This window comes from Blautia hansenii DSM 20583, assembly GCF_002222595.2.
In the GTDB taxonomy this organism is placed as follows: Bacteria; Bacillota; Clostridia; order Lachnospirales; family Lachnospiraceae; genus Blautia; species Blautia hansenii.
In genome coordinates this window covers 1,134,743-1,153,310 of the sequence record NZ_CP022413.2, presented here as the reverse complement: position 1 = coordinate 1,153,310, position 18,568 = coordinate 1,134,743, and the positions used below count along the sequence as shown (strand labels likewise).

Here is an 18,568-nt window from a genome sequence, read left to right as displayed (position 1 = left end):
TGCACTTCCTTTTTTCTTAAAATTTATTTATTCCTGACATTTTGAGAAAATAATACTGTTTGGTGTTTCTACCTTCATAGGTTTTCCTTTCATTGTCAGCAGTTTCTTCTCATAATCAATGGCAAACGTAGTAATCGAATTGGACTCATGGTTTACTACTGCCAGATGTTTTCCATCCGGAAAAACTGCCAGATCCTTTGGATAATTTCCACTGATTGGCAAAATACACTGTTTTTCCAAAAGACCGGTCTGCTCATCTCTTTTATACATAGCAACCGTATCCTCTCCTGCTGTTGAACAGAAAACATATTTGTCATCCGGTGACATACAAAGACCGGAAGTCGCATCATGAGTCTCATCGTCATGAGACGCCAAGGTGCTTTCTGTCTGCAACAGTTCAAAAACAGGATTTTTACCGCTGCCGTCGTAGCGATATACCTGAATGGTATTATTCAGCTCGTAAATCAAATATGCAAATTTTCCGTCTTTGCTGAATTTCATTTTTTTCGGTCCGGACTCTCTGTGGCATCTTAAAATATCCACTAATTCCAGACGTTTTGTTCTTCTGTTTACTCTGTAAATTTTAATCTGGTCAATGCCGTTGTCCACAGCACACAGATATTTATTATCCGGTGTCGGGCGCACACAGCTTACATGAGGGCGGAAATTTCTCTCTCCTACGCTTCCCAATCCCTTATGGAATACACCGGTCACTACACTTCCCAACCTTCCGTCACGATGTGTATGTACCACGGTTACCTTTCCATCATGATAACCTGCCACAAAAAGATATTTACCTTCTTCGTCTGTTGACAGATGACAGCCTCTCATTCCGTCAATATCTACTTTGTTAATAAACGTTAAATCTCCGTCTGCTTCAATGGCAAATACAGCTACTCCTTCATCTGCGATAGAATAAAGATATTTACCGTTTAAAGACTTCGCCAAATGGGAAGAATTATTGACAGGCACTACTTTTCTTTCTGAAAGTGTTCCTTCCTCCACATTTACATCATACAAATGAATTCCAATACTGCTTCCATGGGTATAGGTTCCGACATATGCTACATACTTTTCTTTCATCTATGCAATACCCTCCTGTTTTTATTAGTTTCACCACATAACGAATCATATCTTTTAAAGATATCAAAAATATTCTACCACAAAGTTTTTTTTTATACAATGTAACTTTGAAGTTTTTACATATTGACATGTATTTTTCCTCTAGTATAATAATTTTTAAAATGGATTTTTATGACTTAAAATATGGTTTTTACAAAGGAGGAGCAGAATGAGTCACAATTTAGTCACTTTAACCGATATAACCAAAAGCTTTGGCGACCAGTTAATTTTAGATAACTTAAATCTCTCTATAAAAGAAAATGAGTTTCTCACACTTTTAGGTCCAAGCGGCTGCGGAAAAACAACAACTCTTCGTATTTTAGGAGGATTTGAAGCTCCTGACAGCGGTCAGGTTATTTTTGACGGGAAGGATATTACCAATCTTCCTCCCAACAAGAGAAATCTCAATACGGTTTTTCAAAAATATGCGCTTTTCTCCCACATGAACATTGAAGAAAATATTGCCTTTGGGCTGAAAATTTCCGGCAAAAGCGCCACTTACATTAAGGATAAAGTAAAATACGCTTTAAAGCTGGTAAATCTTGAGGGATACGAAAATCGTCTGCCTGACTCTTTAAGCGGCGGTCAGCAACAGCGTGTTGCCATTGCAAGAGCCATTGTAAATGAGCCTCGTCTCCTGCTTCTTGATGAGCCTTTAGGTGCACTGGATCTAAAACTTCGTCAGGATATGCAGTATGAGCTTATCCGTTTAAAAAATGAGCTGGGTATTACCTTTATCTATGTCACTCATGATCAGGAAGAAGCCCTTACCATGTCTGATACCATTGTAGTTATGAACCAAGGCTACATTCAGCAAATGGGTTCACCAGAAGATATTTACAACGAACCTCAGAATGCTTTTGTTGCAGATTTTATAGGCGAGAGCAATATTATTTCCGGTATTATGCTGGAGGATAAGCTGGTGGAAATTCTGGGCGCAAAATTCCCCTGTGTTGACGTGGGATTTGGAAAAAACAAACCTGTTGACGTTGTAATCCGTCCGGAAGATGTGGATTTGCTTGCTCCGGAAGAAGGCACGATACAAGGCATTGTAACCCACCTTATTTTCAAGGGTGTGCATTACGAAATGGAAGTACAGGCAAACGGCTTTGAATGGCTGGTACACAGTACAGATATGTTCCCTGTGGGACAAAAAGTAGGCATTCATGTAAATCCTTTTGATATTCAGATTATGCACAAGCCGGAGTCCGAGGATGAGGAGGCGATTGGAGTCAATGAATAAAAAGAAATTATTATCCGGTCCTTATCTTTTGTGGTCTGTCGCTTTTATTTTAATTCCCCTTGCCATGATTTTATTTTATGGCTTCACTAACAGTGAAGGACAATTTACCTTTGAAAATGTTCTGGCAATCGGAACTGCGGAAAATTTCAAGGCGCTCTGCCTTTCCTTGATTTTGTCTATAATCAGCACGATTATCTGTCTTGTTTTGGCATACCCATTGGCAATGATGCTCTCTAATATGAAAGTCAATCAGACCGGTCTTATTGTGTTGCTTTTCATCCTTCCGATGTGGATGAATTTTTTGCTTCGCACCATTGCGTGGCAGACTTTACTGGAAAAAAACGGAGTTATCAATCAGATTTTGGGATTTTTTCATATCCCGCCTTTGCAGTTAATCAACACACCGGCAGCCATTGTGTTAGGTATGGTTTATAACTTCCTGCCGTTTATGGTACTGCCTCTTTACAATGCGCTTTGCAAAATTGATAAGGATGTTATTTTCGCTGCCAGAGATTTAGGCGCTACCTCCTTTTATACTTTTCGGAAAATTATCTTTCCTTTAAGTCTGCCCGGAGTTATCAGCGGAATTACTATGGTTTTTGTACCGGCGCTCACTACCTTTGTCATCTCTGACCTTTTAGGGGGAAGTAAAATTCTCCTTATCGGAAATGTCATTGACAGACAGTTCCAGCAGGGAAGCAATTGGCATGTAGGAAGCGGACTTTCTCTGGTACTGATGATTTTTATTTTAATCAGCATGATTTTAACCGGAAAATACGATAAAAACGGACAGGGAGGTTTCTTTTAATGAAAAAGACTGCACGAAATATTTATCTTGGGCTCATTCTTTTCTTTATGTATGCCCCCATTGTAACTTTGATTGTACTTTCTTTTAATGCCTCGAAATCCCGTGCAAAATGGGGTGGTTTTACCCTTCATTGGTATTCCTCCCTGTTTCAGGATAAGGCAATTATGGCAGCCCTTTACAATACGCTTTTGATTGCTCTTGTTTCTGCCGTTCTTGCAACTATTATCGGCACTGCTGCCTCCATCGGTATCAATGCCATGAAGTCCAAAGGCAAAACTGTCATGCTGGGAATTACCAACATTCCTATTTTAAATTCTGAGATTGTAACCGGTATTTCTCTGATGCTTTTATTTATTGCATGCAGAGTCACTCTTGGATTTTCCACAATCTTGCTGGCTCATATTACCTTTTGTATTCCTTATGTTATTTTAAGCGTTCTGCCTAAATTAAAGCAGACAAGCAAAAGCACTTATGAGGCGGCACAGGACTTGGGAGCCGGACCGGTTTACGCTTTTTTTAAAGTCGTTTTTCCTGACATCTGGCCCGGCGTAGTGTCCGGTTTTCTCATGGCATTTACTATGTCCTTAGATGATTTTATTATCACGCACTTTACAAAAGGTCCCGGTGTGGATACCCTCTCAACAAAAATTTACGCAGAGGTACGAAAGGGTATCCGGCCGGAAATGTATGCCCTTTCCACCTTACTTTTTGTTAGTGTTTTAGTTCTTATGATTTGTGTAAATGCCAGTCCAAAGGAGACAAAGGATGTGAAAAAATCCTCCAAAAAAATGGCTTTTCGCCGGACTTTCTGCTTTGCCGTACCTGCTGTTTTAATTGCGGCTTTAATTATAGGCGGAATTTTCTATAATCTAAACACAATGAAAAATCATTCCGGAGAAAAGGTTATTGTCTATAACTGGGGTGAATATTTGGACCCGAAAACTATTGAGCTTTTTGAAGAAGAAACCGGCATTTCCGTGACTTACGAGGAATACGAAACAAATGAAATTATGTATCCGAAAATTGTTTCTCAGGCAATCGCTTATGATGTGGTATGCCCTTCTGACTACATGATACAGCGTATGATTGAAAATGATTTGCTGGCAGAAATCAACTTGGATAATATCCCTAATATAAAAAACATGGACCCTACTTATATGGAACAATCAAAGAGCTTTGATCCCAAAAATAAATACTCTGTGCCTTATTGTGTAGGAACTGTGGGTATTTTGTATAATAAATCCATGGTAAAAGAGCCCGTAGACAGTTGGGATATTTTATGGAATCCCAAATACAAAGACAGTATTCTGATGCAGGACTCTGTGAGAGATGCCTTTGCCGTTGCGTTAAAACGTCTTGGCCATTCCATCAATTCCACAGAGGTAGACCAGCTTGCTGCCGCTGCGGAAGATTTAATGGAGCAAAAGCCTCTGGTACAGGCTTATGTAGTGGATCAGGTAAGAGATAAAATGATTGGAAATGAAGCTGCTCTTGGCGTTATCTATTCTGGCGAAGCAGGATATACCAAACGGGAAAATCCCGATTTGGAATACGTCATCCCAAAAGAAGGCTCTAACGTATGGATTGACTCATGGGTTATTCCGAAAAATGCCCAGAACAAAGAAAATGCCGAAAAATTCATCAATTTTATGTGCCGTCCGGAAATTGCACTTATGAACTTTGAATATCTTACCTACTCTACACCAAACCTGAAAGCCAGAGAAATGATTGAAGATGAAGAAATCAGAAACAGCAAAATTCTGTTCCCTGAGCCGGAAGATTTAAGCAACTGCGAAACCTTCCAATTCTTGGGAGATGATGTAGACAGCTATTACAATGAATTGTGGAACAAAGTAAAATCAAAATAAAAAAAAAGGGGAATGCAGCCGTTTGCACGCCCCTTTTTTAAGGAGTATCAATGAACCGTATTTTTCAATATACCATAACAAAAGAAAATCTCCCCTGCACCGTAGGCGAATTTCTGAAATCCAAGGAATTTTCCCGACAGATTATCATACAGCTAAAGAAAACACAAAAAGGTATTCTGGTAAACAATGAATGGGCTTATGTCCGCACGCCTTTAAAAGTCAATGACATTGTTACCATCCGACTTTTAGAAGAAGCCCCTTCCGAACACATTGTCCCTGTTGCCCTTCCCCTTGATATTGTATACGAAGATGAAGATATTCTGCTGGTAAACAAGCCTGCCGATATGCCTGTTCATCCTTCTATCAACAATTATGACAATACTCTTGCAAACGGAATTGCCCATTATTATCAGGTACAGGGGGAAACCTTTGTGTTCCGCTGTATTAACCGCCTTGACAGGGATACTACCGGACTTCTCATTATTGCAAAAAATGCCCTGAGCGCCTCCATTCTTTCCAACCAAATGAAAGCCAGAGAAATCCACCGCACTTATCTGGCTGTGGTATTCGGTATTCCAAAAAAAGAAGCAGATACCATTACAGCGCCCATAGCACGAAAAGAAAATTCTGCTATTGAGCGCTGTGTAGATTTTATAAACGGAGAGCGTGCCGTTACCAATTATCAGGTAGTGGCTTCAAAAGAAGATTATTCCCTTTTAAAGCTCTCTCTGGAAACAGGCCGAACACATCAAATTCGTGTTCACGCAAAATATATGGGAAATCCCCTTTTAGGAGATTATCTCTACAATCCTGATTTTTCCAGAATACAGCGTGTTGCTCTCCATTCTTATTCTTTAAGCTTTATACATCCCCTTACAGGGCAGCCTATGAAATTCTCAGCTCCCCTTCCAGAGGATATGGCAAGTCTTTTTTAGTTTCTTCGTAAGGCTTCGATAGGACTTAATGCTGCTGCTTTCTTTGCCGGATAAATACCAAAGAAAATACCTACCGCACAGGAAAACAAGGTTGCCGCAATAATGGTAGCAGCGTTAATTCCCGGAGTAATGGTCATGCCCTGCACTGAGCTCATCACAGAACAAATTCCATATCCCCCTGCTATTCCTAAAACAATTCCGATTATTCCGCCAATGACGGTAAGGATTGCGGACTCCGCCAGAAACTGCATCATAATGGAAGACGTCTTTGCTCCCAGCGCTTTTCGAATACCGATTTCCCTTGTCCTCTCTGTTACAGATACCAGCATAATATTCATAACCCCGATACCGCCTACCAGCAGAGAAATTCCCGCTACAAAGGAAATAAATGCCGTTACCATACCGAGCATATCATTCATCATTTTCATAACATCCTGAAAGCTCTGAAGCTGATAATAGTCCTCTCCTGCTGACTGATGTCTCTTTTCCAAGGTTTTAATCACCTCTTTCGAAATCGCCTGAGAGTCCATTTTCTTATCTGCCTGTACGACCATACTGGTAAACTCATCTGCTGTATCTCCCACAAAATCTACTGCCGCAGTATAAGGAACAGAAAGCGTCACCGGCATTCCCTCATAGGTATAGCTTACAAAAGTTCCGTTTTCTTTCTGTGTGGTAATACCTACAATGCGAAAGCTTTTTGTCAAATCATAACACTGCACGTCAATATCCATGCCAATGACATCGTCTGAACCAAACAAACGCTTTGCATCGGTGTCGGAAATCACACATACGTTTCGTCCTTCTGCCACATCTGCCTCTGTAAAATAAGTTCCTCTTTTCAAAGCAAGATTATTGACAATAGGAGCATCTTGTGTTTCCAAGGTTACCGTAGCAGAAAAATCTCCTTTTCCTGTCACGGTTTCCCCCATAATTGTAAAGCTGCTGGAAACTCCTTCCACACCATCAATTTTGCGGATGGCTTCCATATCTTCTGCTGTCATATATGCGTCTTCTTTTATAGCATCATCACTGCAATAGATAAATATCTGCCCTCCGCCTGCTGCATCAATTTCGCTGTTCATCTGGTTTTTCGTTCCTTCACCAATGGACACAATAGCAATGACAGAGGCAATTCCTATAATAATTCCCAGCATAGTAAGAAAGGAGCGCCCTTTATTGGCAATGATATTCTGAATTGCCATTTTGACATATTCAATTATATTTCCCATAGCTCTGTCCTTTCTCTTACTTGTCAGTCTTGGTTTCCTGTGCCTTTACCTTATCACCTTCGCTGTGGTTTCCGATATCGGTAAGAACCTGTTCTCCGTCCTTTAACCCACTTTTAATCTCCACAAAAGCGTCTGAAGTCACGCCTGTTTCAATCTCTTTTTTCTTAATCACTCCGTCTTCCACTACATAGCAGAAAGAACCGTCTTTTCCAATGTTGACTGCCTCCACCGGCAAAATCGGAACGTTCTTTACCTCTGCCGCCTGAATACTTACCTTCGCTTCTACACCAATGAAAATGCCGTCATCTGGATTATCAATATGTACCACAACTCCGATGGTTGGAGCTCCCTTTTCATTTGGAACTGCGATGCGGTTTACCTTCTCTATGGTTCCGTTGTATTTTTTATCTCCTAATTTTACCGTAGCCTTCTGTCCTTCTTTTACTTTATCAAAATCATATTTTGAAATGCTGGCATCCACGCACACATCATCCATACTCTGAAGCGTAAAAAGCTCCATTCCCTGTGTTACGGTAGCTCCCTGACTTACCTTAGTGTCAGAAATAACACCGGAAAATTCTGCTTCAATTCCTTTTCTTCCTTCTTCTAAAAGCTCCTGAAGATTTTTCGTTTCAAGCTCTGTCAAGTTATTGGAAATTCTGATTTTTTCCTTTGCTGCATCTGTAAGACCTGTTGTTTCAGATTGCGCTAAAGCTTCTTTCGATGCCAACTCAGACTGAAGGGCAGCTAATTCTGAGGATACATTCTCCATTTCCGCTTCCAATGCAGAAGTATCTGCCATTCCCGTACCTGTCATTTGAAAATCAGCAGGATTTACTTCTTCTAATTCCGGAACCTTCGGAGGATTATCTAACAAATGACGATAGTCTTCTTTATCTGTTTCCGTTCCTTTTCCCTCATTGATTTTCTGCTTTAAAGCTTCCAGTTCCTTATCATATTCCGGTTTTGTAACGTTATTATAAGTATCCATTTCTTCCTGATACTTTGTTTCTGCTGCCAGCACGGCTGCCTGATATGCACTTTCTACCTCTTCCTGCACCTGTGCCTGTGCATTTTTCTGTGTTTCTGCAATCTGCTGTCTTAAATCAGAAAGTTTATTCTTCTTATTTTCAATTTGTTTTTCTAATTTCGGAATATCTGCTTTTGCTTCTGCAACCTTAGAAGCCGCCTGATTTGCCTGTTCCTGTGCATCCTCCAGCTCTAATTTGCCTGTTCTAGCTGTAAGCTCTGCCTTCTGATTGTCTGCCTCTAAATTATCCACATTAAATGCAATCAGCTTCTGTCCCGCTTCTACGCTGTCACCAGCCTCCACTGTCATGTTTTCAATGGTCGCATTTACCGGAGAATAAAATGTTTTTTTCCATTCACTCTCCACATTGCCGGATGCTTCGATTTCCTGACGAACGTCTCCCTTTTCTACTGAAATAACTTCTACAACAGGTTCTGTGCCTTTTCCTCCCTTTCGCATATTCCCGATAATTGCCAGAAGAACCAATACAACTGCCACAATTCCAAGAGTAATCAACATAACCGTATTTTTATTCTTCAGAGTCTTTGTCTTCATGTACTTCCTCCACTTTTTCATATTCCGGATTTATTCTGTCTGATTCTATTTTTCCATCCATAATTCTTACCACACGTTTTGCTCTGGCTGCAATTCCGTCATCATGTGTAATCAAAATGACGGTTCTGCCGTCCTTGTGAAGATTTTTCAAAATATTTAAAATTTCCTTACTGGAAGCAGAGTCCAGATTTCCCGTAGGCTCGTCTGCCAAAATAACCGGCGGTTTTGCCGCTATGGCTCTGGCAATCGCTACACGCTGCTGCTGTCCTCCTGACATCTCAGATGGTTTATGGTGTATTCTGTGACTTAACCCTACCATTTCCAATGCCTCTGTTGCCAGTTTTCTTCTCTCTTTCTTGTCAATTCCTCTGTAAATCAACGGCAGCTCTACGTTTTCCACTGCTGTAAGGTTAGGAATTAAGTTAAATCCCTGAAAGATAAATCCGATTTCTTTGTTTCTGACTAAGGATAATTCATTATCGGACATGGTTGAGACATCTGTGCCGTTTAAATAATATTTTCCTGATGTAGGAATATCCAGACAGCCGAGCATATTCATAAATGTTGATTTTCCTGAACCGGACTGCCCGATAATAGCAACAAATTCTCCTCTGTCAATTTCCAAATTCACATGGTCCAATGCCCGTACTTCATTTTCCCCCGGATTATAAATTTTACATAAATCCATTACTTTAATTAAATGTTCCATACTCTCTCCTCTTATCTTTCTTAAATATAAGAACAGGACAAAACAGAACCCCTCCCGTTTTGTCCCGCACCTGCTACCTCATTCTGCCTATTTTACAACAATTCCCTGTTCTTCCTGCAATGCCTGACGGTTCTTTAATGCACCCCAGAAATACAATAATGGAAGAATTAATGAGAAAATCACTGAAAAGATGCTAAATGCACCGCTAAAAGCGCTGTACGCATTGCAAATTAAAGCATACACAATCAAAACAATCCCGCAAATATAGCAAAGAGATGCCTTTTCGATTTTCTTGCTGTTTGCAACTCCGATAATACCTGCCACCATATTGATAACGCCCTGTATTGCAGTTAAAACAATCGTAACCTGAAAGGTTGTTTTGGTAATTCCTGCCTGCTGCAAGGTCTGCTCCAAAATCGGCATAAATTCTTCCTGCCCCATCATTACAAAATTCATGGCGCTGGTAATAATACTGGATATACTACCAATAATTAAAAAGATACCTACGACCATTAAAAAGGTTCTTCCCGGCGCTTTTTTTGTCATACTCTTTTCCTCCTAAGATAAATTTGTTTTCATTTTATAATCATTGATGAAGAATGTCAATTTTATTCTGAAAATTTTTCTCCACTTTTCATAAAAAAAGAATGCTGCACAAAACTCATATTATTTCATGCAACATTCTTCTGTCAAATTTACAATGCCCGAATTCTCGGCACTTCATCAATATGAAGATATCTGCTTACTGCTTTTACAATAATATCGTGGTTGATAAAGTGACTTTGATTGGAGACCATAATCACTCCGATTACTCCCACCTCTTCCACACGTATAGGAAATCCTCCTCCCAAACAAGAGTATTCCCTTTCGTCGAGTCCGATTTCCGCTAAAGCTTCTTCGCTGCGTTTTAACTCACTGTACAAAAGCATGGTACTTTTCTCCATCCTCTTTACAGTGGCAAACATTTTATTCATCCATTCCTCGTTATTTAAGGTCGTTCCGTTTCCTGCATACTTAAATACCGTATAACCATTGTTCAGACGGATTTCCACTGCTGTGTCCAAGCCACGTTTTTTTGCCTCTGCTACCAACAAATTACCTAATTCCCATGCGTCCTCGTTGGTAAAATGATTAAATTGTAAAATTTCTTCCTGCATTGCCAATACTGTAATTACTTCTTCAACAGTCATAAAGACACCTCCCGTTCTTAACGAATTCTATCAGGAAATCCCACCTTGCGCTGTACCTTTCTCAATGTTTTGTTTGCAAAATACTGCGCTTTTTCACCATTTTCTTTAATAATAGAGTCAAGATATGCTTTCTCTTTCTCCAGTCTGGCTACTTCATCCTGCAATGGTTTTAATACGCTGACAACTGCTTCTCCCACTGCCATTTTCAGCTCACCGTAGCCTTTTCCTTCAAATTCCTTTACTGCTTCCTGTGATGTTTTATTCAAACATGCACAATAAATATCAATCAGATTTTTAATTCCCGGCTGTTCATCACGATAAGCAATACATGCTTCAGAGTCCGTCACAGCACGTTTGCATTTTCTCATAATAGTATCCGGATCGTCCATGAGATAAATGCTCCCGTTTGGATTTTCATCTGATTTTGACATTTTCTTGGACGGTTCCTGAAGACTCATGATTTTCGCTCCTACCTTACCGATATACGCCTCCGGTATCGTAAATACGTCTCCGTAAATATTGTTAAAACGAGTGGCAATATCTCTTGTCAGCTCCAAATGCTGCATCTGGTCAATCCCCACCGGAACTACATCTGCCTGATACAGTAAAATATCGGCAGCCATAAGCACCGGATAAGTAAACAGCCCCGCATTGATATTATCTGCGTGTTTTGCAGCCTTGTCCTTAAACTGTGTCATACGGTTTAATTCGCCCATATAAGTAAAGCAATTTAAAATCCATGCCAGCTCTGCATGTCCGCTTACATGAGACTGATAATAAATGCAGTTTTTCTTTGGATCAAGTCCTGCTGCAATGTATAAAGTCAATAAAGCCCTTGCTCTTTTTCTAAGAGTAGCCGGGTCCTGTCGTACAGTAATAGAGTGCATATCTACCACGCTGTAAAAACATTCATATTCGTCATTTAAGGTTACCCAGTTTTTCAGCGCTCCCAGATAATTTCCCAATGTCAGGTTTCCGGTTGCCTGCATACCACTGAATAAAACTTTCTTATCATTTATCATCTTTCTGTCCTCCAACTACTACAATTTCCCTTATTTAATTATTCTAGCACGTTTTATCTTTGTCAGCAACTATTGCTTGCTTCCAACCTCGAAAATGTTTATAATAAAGTCACTATTACAAAAAGAGAGGATTAAAAATATGGAAAAAATCGCAAGCTTCACTATTGATCATATAAAGCTTCAGCCGGGAATTTATGTATCTCGCAAGGATTTTGTGGGAAGAGAAGTTATTACTACTTTTGATTTACGCATGACTTCTCCCAACGAAGAACCAGTTATGAATACTGCCGAAGTACATACTATCGAACATCTGGGGGCTACTTTTTTAAGAAACCATAAAACTTTTTCTGATAAAGTAATCTATTTTGGACCTATGGGATGTCGTACAGGCTTCTACCTTCTTCTGGCAGGAGATTATGAGTCTAAGGATATTGTTCCTCTTATTACAGAAATGTTTATCTTTATCCGTGATTTCCACGATGAAGTGCCGGGAGCTTCCGCAAAAGACTGCGGAAACTATCTGGATATGAATTTGAATATGGCAAACTGGCTGGCAGATAGATATTTAAACCATGTTCTTTTCAATATTTCTGAAGAAAGACTGGTTTATCCGAAATAATTTTTTTCTACTAAAAAGAGGAGCGTTCCCATTTAAGGCAATTCTCCTCTTTCATCAATATCCTGTAATTCTTTTTTATCTTCTACTTCAAAATAAAACACTTCTTTTTCATACTTTCGCAGTACGCATTTTCCCCCTTTATCCCCTTGCAAACATTCCAGCTCTTCTTTATATTTTTCATGAAAAATAACGGGATTTCCCATTTCTTTTCCACATTTTACACAGCCAATGGTTTTACCCGTTTGAACAAAAGCCCACAAAAAATCTTCTATTGTTTTCTCTTGCAAATACGGTTGGTCTGTCACAAAGAATATATAATAATTCTCGTCCTCTTTTTCTTCAAACTCCTGTGCCTTACAAAGCCCCAATTTTAAAGAAGATGAAATCCCCTGTCGGCTGTTCTCATTTTTTATTGCTTCTATCTTTCTTTTCTTCATTTCCTGAAGAATTTCATCATACTGTGTAACCATTACCAAACTGTCCAATGTCCCTTTTTTTAAAAGCTTTTCCAAACGTTCTGTCAAATGAAGATACAGCGCTTTTCCTTTCAAAGGATACAATAATTTATTTCCCCGAAACCTATGTGAAAATCCTGCCGCCAGCAAAATCCCATGTATTCTTTTTCCCATCTGTTCCCTCCTGAAAAATAGAAAAAAGGGTTGACACCCATCCTTTTTTTTGATAAAATTCATAATTGTGAAACGACAAAATAAGTTGCTGCCATGGCTCAGTCGGTAGAGCGTCGCCTTGGTAAGGCGGAGGTCGGCGGTTCAAGTCCGCTTGGCAGCTTTTAAAAACCCTTGATATTTCAAGGGTTTTTATTATTTTATAAGAAATTACGCTGTTGCGCAACCTTTTATTTTTCTTTAAATATAAAGAAGCTGCCACTTCTCAGTTTTTTAATCATTAAAGCAGCAACTTCTTTCAATTAAAATTTCATATCTTTTAAATAGTCTTTTCTTATGCCCTTTATATCATCTGTCCGGATGCTCCTACGTAATATCCATCAATCCACTGATTAGATGCCATTGCTCCATCTGCATTTAGATAATACCAATATCCTCCTACAAATACCCAGCCGGTCTGCATTGCTCCCCACTGGTCCATGTAATACCAGTGGCCCTTTACGGATACCCAGCCGGTGCACATTGCTCCCCACTGGTCCATGTAATACCAGTGGCCGTTTACGGATACCCAGCCGGTACACATTGCTCCCCACTGATCCATATAGTACCAGTGGCCCTTTACGGATACCCAGCCCGTTTCCATCGCACCGCTGTCATTCAAGAAATACCAATGACCATTTACTTCTGCCCAGCCGGTTTCCATAATACCATTGTCATTAAAATAATACCATGTTCCTGAAATATCTTTCCAGCCAACTGCTTTCTTTCCGTTTTCATAATACTCCCAACCATTTCCTGTCTGAACCCAGCCTTCTTTTTCTTCTTCAAAAGAAAATGCAAACTGTGCAGGAACAGATTTATGACCTTCTTCATCAAAAGCTATAATTTTTACTACATAAATCTGATTTTTTACAAGTCCTTGTAATGTAAATGCTTCTTTTTCTGTAACTCCTTTCTTGGCACCGTCTACATAAACTATGTACCCTGCTGTCTTAGTATCTGTCGGAGCTTTCCATGTCAATTTTACACTATCTTTTCCTGTAACCTTTTTTGCTATATCCGTAACAGGCGGAATTGTATTCTCTCCATTTGGATTTGTTGTTGTTACCTCATTGATTTCAATCGCTTTTTCTGATTTCCCGCCTTCATTTACTGCATAAATCTTGAAGTTATACGTCGTTCCCGGCTCTAATCCCGTTACTCTTGCAAAGGTATCTGTTGTTTCTGCCTTTACTTGATGTTCGTTATCTATAATTTCATAAGATTTTGCACCTTGTACCTTATCCCATTCTAATACAATCTGCTTTGACTCTACTAAAATAGCTTTTCCTTTTTCCTGTTTCACAACAGGCGGCTGTGCTTTTCCTAAAGCTGAAATGGCTGCTTCTAACGCTTCTGCTGCCTTGTCTATTTCATCCTGTTTTGCATCATCTTTATTCATAACAGCAACAGCTTCTTTATATACCTTTTGTAATTCTGCCCATTTATCCTGTGGATAAGCTTCTTCTGACAACACAGATGCTTCTGTGATAACGTCCTGAAGATTTGATTTATCCAAAACGGAAGAGTCTGCCGGGGCATATACTTTCAAATAATCCAAATTTGCCTGCTGTTTTCCGCCTCTGTCAGTAATCACACACTTAATCTTATGTTCTTCATTGGAAAGTTCTTCTGATTTAAACAACAGCGCCTGATCTTCTCCTGTTCCAATTTCTGTGTCAAAGGAATAAGTATCTACTTTTTCATCATCCAGATAGATTTCGAAGTTTCCACAGTTTTGATGCTTCTGTACATATACTTCAATCTGGTTTCCTGTAAAGGTATATTCAAAGTATTTGCCTGCTCCTGTTGCTTCTGTCTTCGTTCCACCATGGTGTCTGTCAGCTTCTCCGTCCCATGTTGACCAGCCTTCACTCCATGTAATGGAAGGATTTGGTTTCCACTTTCCATTTTCCTGTACAGCATCTTCAATTTCTGTTACTGTATTTGCATTTCCCTGTTTCAAGGCTACCTTTAAGGTTACTTCTCCACTCTTTGTAGTATCTGCTTTTGATACTGCGGTAATCTTTACTTCTCCATTTTTTTCTTTTACCGTTACAAGACCATTTTCATTCACCTCTGCAATAGAAGTATCAGAAGAAGACCATGTTACACTCTTATCTTGTACATCCTCCGGCAATATTTCTGCTTTCATTTGGACTGTACTGTTTGCTTTTCCAATAATTGTAATTCCTGATACCGCAGATACCTGAACAGAAGCAGGCATTGACATCGTATTATCCAGAACACGGAAAGCATCCAGTTCTACCTTTGTAGACTTTCCTGCTCCCTGACTGCTCTTATTTAATACCTTCAAAGTAATTGTATGGTTTCCGTAAGGCAAATCGTCCTTTTCGAAAATTTTCTGCTGACGCTTTGTTTGTGCGCTATAAGTATCTATTTCTCCATAAGACTTATCATCAATCAAAACTTCCATTATTCCTCTGTCATGGTTGGTACAGGTAATTACCTCAATTCCTGTTCCTACAAAGTTCAAAGAAACACTTTCATTCCCCTGTGGAGTATTCAGATACTTAATTGTACCGTTATAATTTACCTCTTCTTTCCAATCGCCCCATGCACCTTCATAGATAATATGGCTGTCGGTATCATCAATCATTCCCGCAGTTACGCCTTTGTCTTTTATCGTAACAAACTCTGTTTTCTCAGACTCCAGCTCAGAAGTCACTGCTGTAATCTGATATTTCATAGTACCCAGTTTTTCGTATGCTGTTACATCCTTGTAAGAGTTGGTTTTTACATTACTTGCGATTAACTGTACATCTCCGTTTCCTACTTTGCGATATACATTGAAACAAATTCCATCCGCTTCTGCTTCATCCCATGTAAGTTCTACACTTTGCTCATCCAAACGTTCTGCTGTAAGACCGGTAGGAACTTTCACACTCTGCGGAATATTTTTTATAATATAAGTTTTTCCCTTTTCTGTTTCAAAAGAAATACGATCTGCTGTCAAAGCCTTCATCTCTACCGGATTTCCTTTTTCATCAAAAACCGTTGCCAAAGAAGCATTCTTTGTCTGAACCGTTGCAGTTCCTCCGTTTCTTGATAAAACAGATGCCTCTGTCAGATTTTTGTCAGCCCATTTCATGCTGACTTCAAAATTTCCTCTTGCAACAAGTCCTTTGACACTTCCGTTTGCCCACACATCCGGCAGAGAAGGCAGCATATTGATATATCCCATATTACTCTGCATCAGCATCTCTGACACACCGGATGTCATACCGAAGTTTCCGTCAATCTGGAATGGCGTATGTGTATCCCAAAGGTTTGGATAAATACCGTCATGGAAGAGATTTTGAATAAGTTTGTGTGCCTGATTTCCGTCTCCGGTTCTTGCCCATGCGTTAATTCTCTGTCCCATTCCCCATCCGGTACTCTTCTCTCCTCTTTCTTTCAGAGAAACAATGGCAGCATCCATGTATTCTGCGTTATCTACGGAAATCAAATCTCCCGGAAACAGTCCCAGTAAATGTGACATGTGTCTGTGACCTTTTTCTCCCATACTTCCCAAAGTAGTTTCCGTATACCATTCTTTAATCTGACCGCTTTCACCGATTTCAATCGGTTTTAATTTTTCCTGTCGTTGACGCCATTCTTTTGCCTTATCTTCGTCTTTACCCAATATCTCTGCTGCCGTAGCTGCATCTTCATACAACTGCCAGATTAAGGACTGTTCATAAGTATTTCCTGCTGTGACAGGTCCATGCTCCGGTGAATACGCAGGCGCAGAAACAAGCCTTCCTGTCTTTTCATCTTCAATCAAAATCTGGTCATATAAAAGAGCTGCTTCCTTTAACATTGGATAAATATGCTCTTCCATATATTTCACATCACCGGTATATTCATAATATTCCCAGCAATTCTGTAAAATCCAAGGAAGCGCTGCCGGTGACCAACCCCAGCTAAAATCCCAACCCGGACAGGTCCATCCAAATGGCGTATTCTGAGTATGAGCTGTAAAGCCTCCATTTTCAACCCCAAAATAAGTTTTTGCCGTTACTTTTCCCGGTTCTACAAGAGAATTGATATAATCAATCAAAGGCGTAGCACATTCTGCCATATTAGTAGAATAAGTAGGCCAATAATTCATCTGCAAGTTGACATTCATGTGATAATCGGATGCCCATGGAATTCTGTTGTGATCTCCTACACGATTTTGCCATACTCCCTGTAAATTAGAGGGCAAATCTCCTGCTCTGGAGGAAGCAATGGTTAAATATCTTCCATACTGGAACAATATTACCTCTAATGCACGATTTTCTGCCTCTGTATTTTTCCCTGCATTATAATCATTCAGCAAAATATCTGTTGTCTTTTCCGGAACATTCTGTCCCAAATCCAACTGTACTCTTGAAAAAATTTCAGAATAATCTTTAATATGTTCTTTTTTTACTTTCTCATATCCTTTTTTACTAGCCTTATCCACAGCTTTTTCTACACTTGCGTCCAATTCCTGTGCAGTTTCCCCTGTACGATAATCAGGATATTTATTCAAATAATCAGTATCTGCAGAAACATAAACAACCGCTTCCGATGCGCCGGATACATGAAGCTTGTCCCCATCCTTTTCCTGCACTTTTCCACCTTCTGTCTCTACTTTTAATTTTCCATTCAGTTTTAACTGGTTGTCCTGCATTTCACCTGACACGGTAATCATATCGTCTTCAACAGTGGTTTTCACAGACTTACCCAATTTTTTATCTGCTACTCCCTCTGCATTATCTATTGGAAAAGAAATATCAAAATCCAATTTCTCATTACCATCAGCAGTAAATTTCATTGCCAATACATTATCCGGATAACTGATAAAATATTCTCGGTGCATTTTTGTATCCTGATAGTCAAAATCTACCGAAGCTACTGCATTTTCCAGATTTAAGTCACGAACATAGTTTTCTGCCTGTTCTTCTTTCAAACCGAAATCTACATAAATATCCCCCCATGACTGGTATGCTCCATATCCTTCTACTTCTCCGGTAAGTTTTTTTGCAAGCTCATTTGCCTGTGTATCATTGCCCTCTTTATATAATTTAATGATTTCCTTATATACTTCGGACATTTTCTGACCATTGTCAGCTGTTTCCTTATTTCCCCCATCATAATTCGGGCGGCTTTCACTGGGGCCACCGTTCCAGAGGGTTTTCTGATTGAATGTCAGCCTTTCTTCTCCAATCTCTCCATACACATTTGCACCCATAAAGCTGTTGCCGATAGGAAGCGTCTGCTGCTGCCATGTATTGTCTTCTTCTGTCGTTCCAAAGCTTCCTCCGTTTAAAATATTTTTCCCTTTTGAAGCAGGCTCATCATACCAAAGGCGCAAACCGCTTTCCTTTTGCGGCGCTTTTGTCTGTTCTGTTTGTGCGGATACCGGAACAGAAGATACTGTTAACGCTACTGTACACAACCCTGCAAAAGCTTTCTTTAATTTTTTACTTTTCATACCTTTCTCCTTTCTGGTATTTTATTTCACAGAAAACAATTTCCTATGAAATAATAAATGCTTTTTTAAGTATATATCTGTGCATCCTTGAATGATTTACATTTTT

General features: G+C 39.6%; 14 protein-coding genes and 1 tRNA gene. 6 read left to right on the top strand and 9 right to left on the bottom strand.

Going from position 1 to position 18,568, the window contains the following annotated elements:
* Positions 1 to 27 precede the first annotated feature (27 nt).
* Complete coding sequence (locus CGC63_RS05640; RefSeq protein WP_004222740.1) at positions 28 to 1,083, bottom strand: lactonase family protein; 1,056 nt, start codon at positions 1,081 to 1,083, stop codon at positions 28 to 30.
* Between the two features lie 208 nt (positions 1,084 to 1,291).
* Here CGC63_RS05640 and CGC63_RS05635 point away from each other — a divergent pair, with 208 nt between their 5' ends.
* From CGC63_RS05635 to CGC63_RS05620, 4 genes are read left to right on the top strand one after another with little or no spacing between them, the layout of a single operon-like run.
* The gene (locus CGC63_RS05635; RefSeq protein WP_004222742.1) at positions 1,292 to 2,365 is read left to right on the top strand and encodes an ABC transporter ATP-binding protein; all 1,074 of its coding nucleotides are present in this window, start codon (positions 1,292 to 1,294) and stop codon (positions 2,363 to 2,365) included.
* Positions 2,358 to 3,173, top strand: a complete 816-nt coding sequence (locus tag CGC63_RS05630) for an ABC transporter permease (RefSeq protein ID WP_004222744.1) — start codon at positions 2,358 to 2,360, stop codon at positions 3,171 to 3,173. Before CGC63_RS05635 ends, CGC63_RS05630 begins: the two co-directional genes overlap by 8 nt.
* Positions 3,173 to 5,041 (top strand): extracellular solute-binding protein, encoded by a 1,869-nt coding sequence (locus tag CGC63_RS05625; protein WP_004222746.1) that lies wholly within the window; start codon positions 3,173 to 3,175, stop codon positions 5,039 to 5,041. Before CGC63_RS05630 ends, CGC63_RS05625 begins: the two co-directional genes overlap by 1 nt.
* Positions 5,042 to 5,091: 50 nt before the next feature.
* Entirely contained in the window at positions 5,092 to 5,976 is an 885-nt protein-coding gene (locus CGC63_RS05620) for an RluA family pseudouridine synthase (protein ID WP_004222748.1), read from the top strand.
* Here CGC63_RS05620 and CGC63_RS05615 read toward each other — a convergent pair.
* The 6 genes from CGC63_RS05615 to trpS all read right to left on the bottom strand — a co-directional run bounded on the left by CGC63_RS05615 (position 5,973) and on the right by trpS (position 11,714).
* Positions 5,973 to 7,208 (bottom strand): ABC transporter permease, encoded by a 1,236-nt coding sequence (locus tag CGC63_RS05615; protein ID WP_004222751.1) that lies wholly within the window; start codon positions 7,206 to 7,208, stop codon positions 5,973 to 5,975. The two genes, CGC63_RS05620 and CGC63_RS05615, sit on opposite strands and share 4 nt — an antisense overlap.
* A 16-nt stretch (positions 7,209 to 7,224) precedes the next feature.
* Positions 7,225 to 8,793, bottom strand: a complete 1,569-nt coding sequence (locus CGC63_RS05610; RefSeq protein WP_004222753.1) for an efflux RND transporter periplasmic adaptor subunit — start codon at positions 8,791 to 8,793, stop codon at positions 7,225 to 7,227.
* Complete coding sequence (locus CGC63_RS05605) at positions 8,768 to 9,502, bottom strand: ABC transporter ATP-binding protein (RefSeq protein ID WP_004222754.1); 735 nt, start codon at positions 9,500 to 9,502, stop codon at positions 8,768 to 8,770. The genes CGC63_RS05610 and CGC63_RS05605 overlap by 26 nt, the downstream gene beginning before the upstream one ends.
* A gap of 87 nt (positions 9,503 to 9,589) precedes the next feature.
* Complete coding sequence (locus CGC63_RS05600) at positions 9,590 to 10,048, bottom strand: hypothetical protein (RefSeq protein ID WP_004222755.1); 459 nt, start codon at positions 10,046 to 10,048, stop codon at positions 9,590 to 9,592.
* A gap of 149 nt (positions 10,049 to 10,197) precedes the next feature.
* Positions 10,198 to 10,692 (bottom strand): heme-degrading domain-containing protein, encoded by a 495-nt coding sequence (locus CGC63_RS05595; RefSeq protein WP_004222756.1) that lies wholly within the window; start codon positions 10,690 to 10,692, stop codon positions 10,198 to 10,200.
* A 17-nt stretch (positions 10,693 to 10,709) separates the two neighbouring features.
* Complete coding sequence (trpS, locus tag CGC63_RS05590) at positions 10,710 to 11,714, bottom strand: tryptophan--tRNA ligase (protein ID WP_004222757.1); 1,005 nt, start codon at positions 11,712 to 11,714, stop codon at positions 10,710 to 10,712.
* A gap of 139 nt (positions 11,715 to 11,853) precedes the next feature.
* Here trpS and CGC63_RS05585 point away from each other — a divergent pair, with 139 nt between their 5' ends.
* The gene (locus CGC63_RS05585) at positions 11,854 to 12,333 is read left to right on the top strand and encodes an S-ribosylhomocysteine lyase (protein WP_040351265.1); all 480 of its coding nucleotides are present in this window, start codon (positions 11,854 to 11,856) and stop codon (positions 12,331 to 12,333) included.
* Between the two features lie 32 nt (positions 12,334 to 12,365).
* Here CGC63_RS05585 and CGC63_RS05580 read toward each other — a convergent pair whose 3' ends face one another.
* Positions 12,366 to 12,962 (bottom strand): nucleotidyltransferase family protein, encoded by a 597-nt coding sequence (locus CGC63_RS05580; RefSeq protein ID WP_040351266.1) that lies wholly within the window; start codon positions 12,960 to 12,962, stop codon positions 12,366 to 12,368.
* Positions 12,963 to 13,049: 87 nt separating this feature from the next.
* On the opposite strand from CGC63_RS05580, the gene CGC63_RS05575 reads away from it, so the two are divergent.
* Positions 13,050 to 13,122, top strand: a tRNA-Thr gene (locus tag CGC63_RS05575).
* A gap of 180 nt (positions 13,123 to 13,302) precedes the next feature.
* Here CGC63_RS05575 and CGC63_RS05570 read toward each other — a convergent pair.
* Positions 13,303 to 18,462 (bottom strand): glycosyl hydrolase family 95 catalytic domain-containing protein, encoded by a 5,160-nt coding sequence (locus CGC63_RS05570; protein WP_004222766.1) that lies wholly within the window; start codon positions 18,460 to 18,462, stop codon positions 13,303 to 13,305.
* Positions 18,463 to 18,568 lie beyond the last annotated feature (106 nt).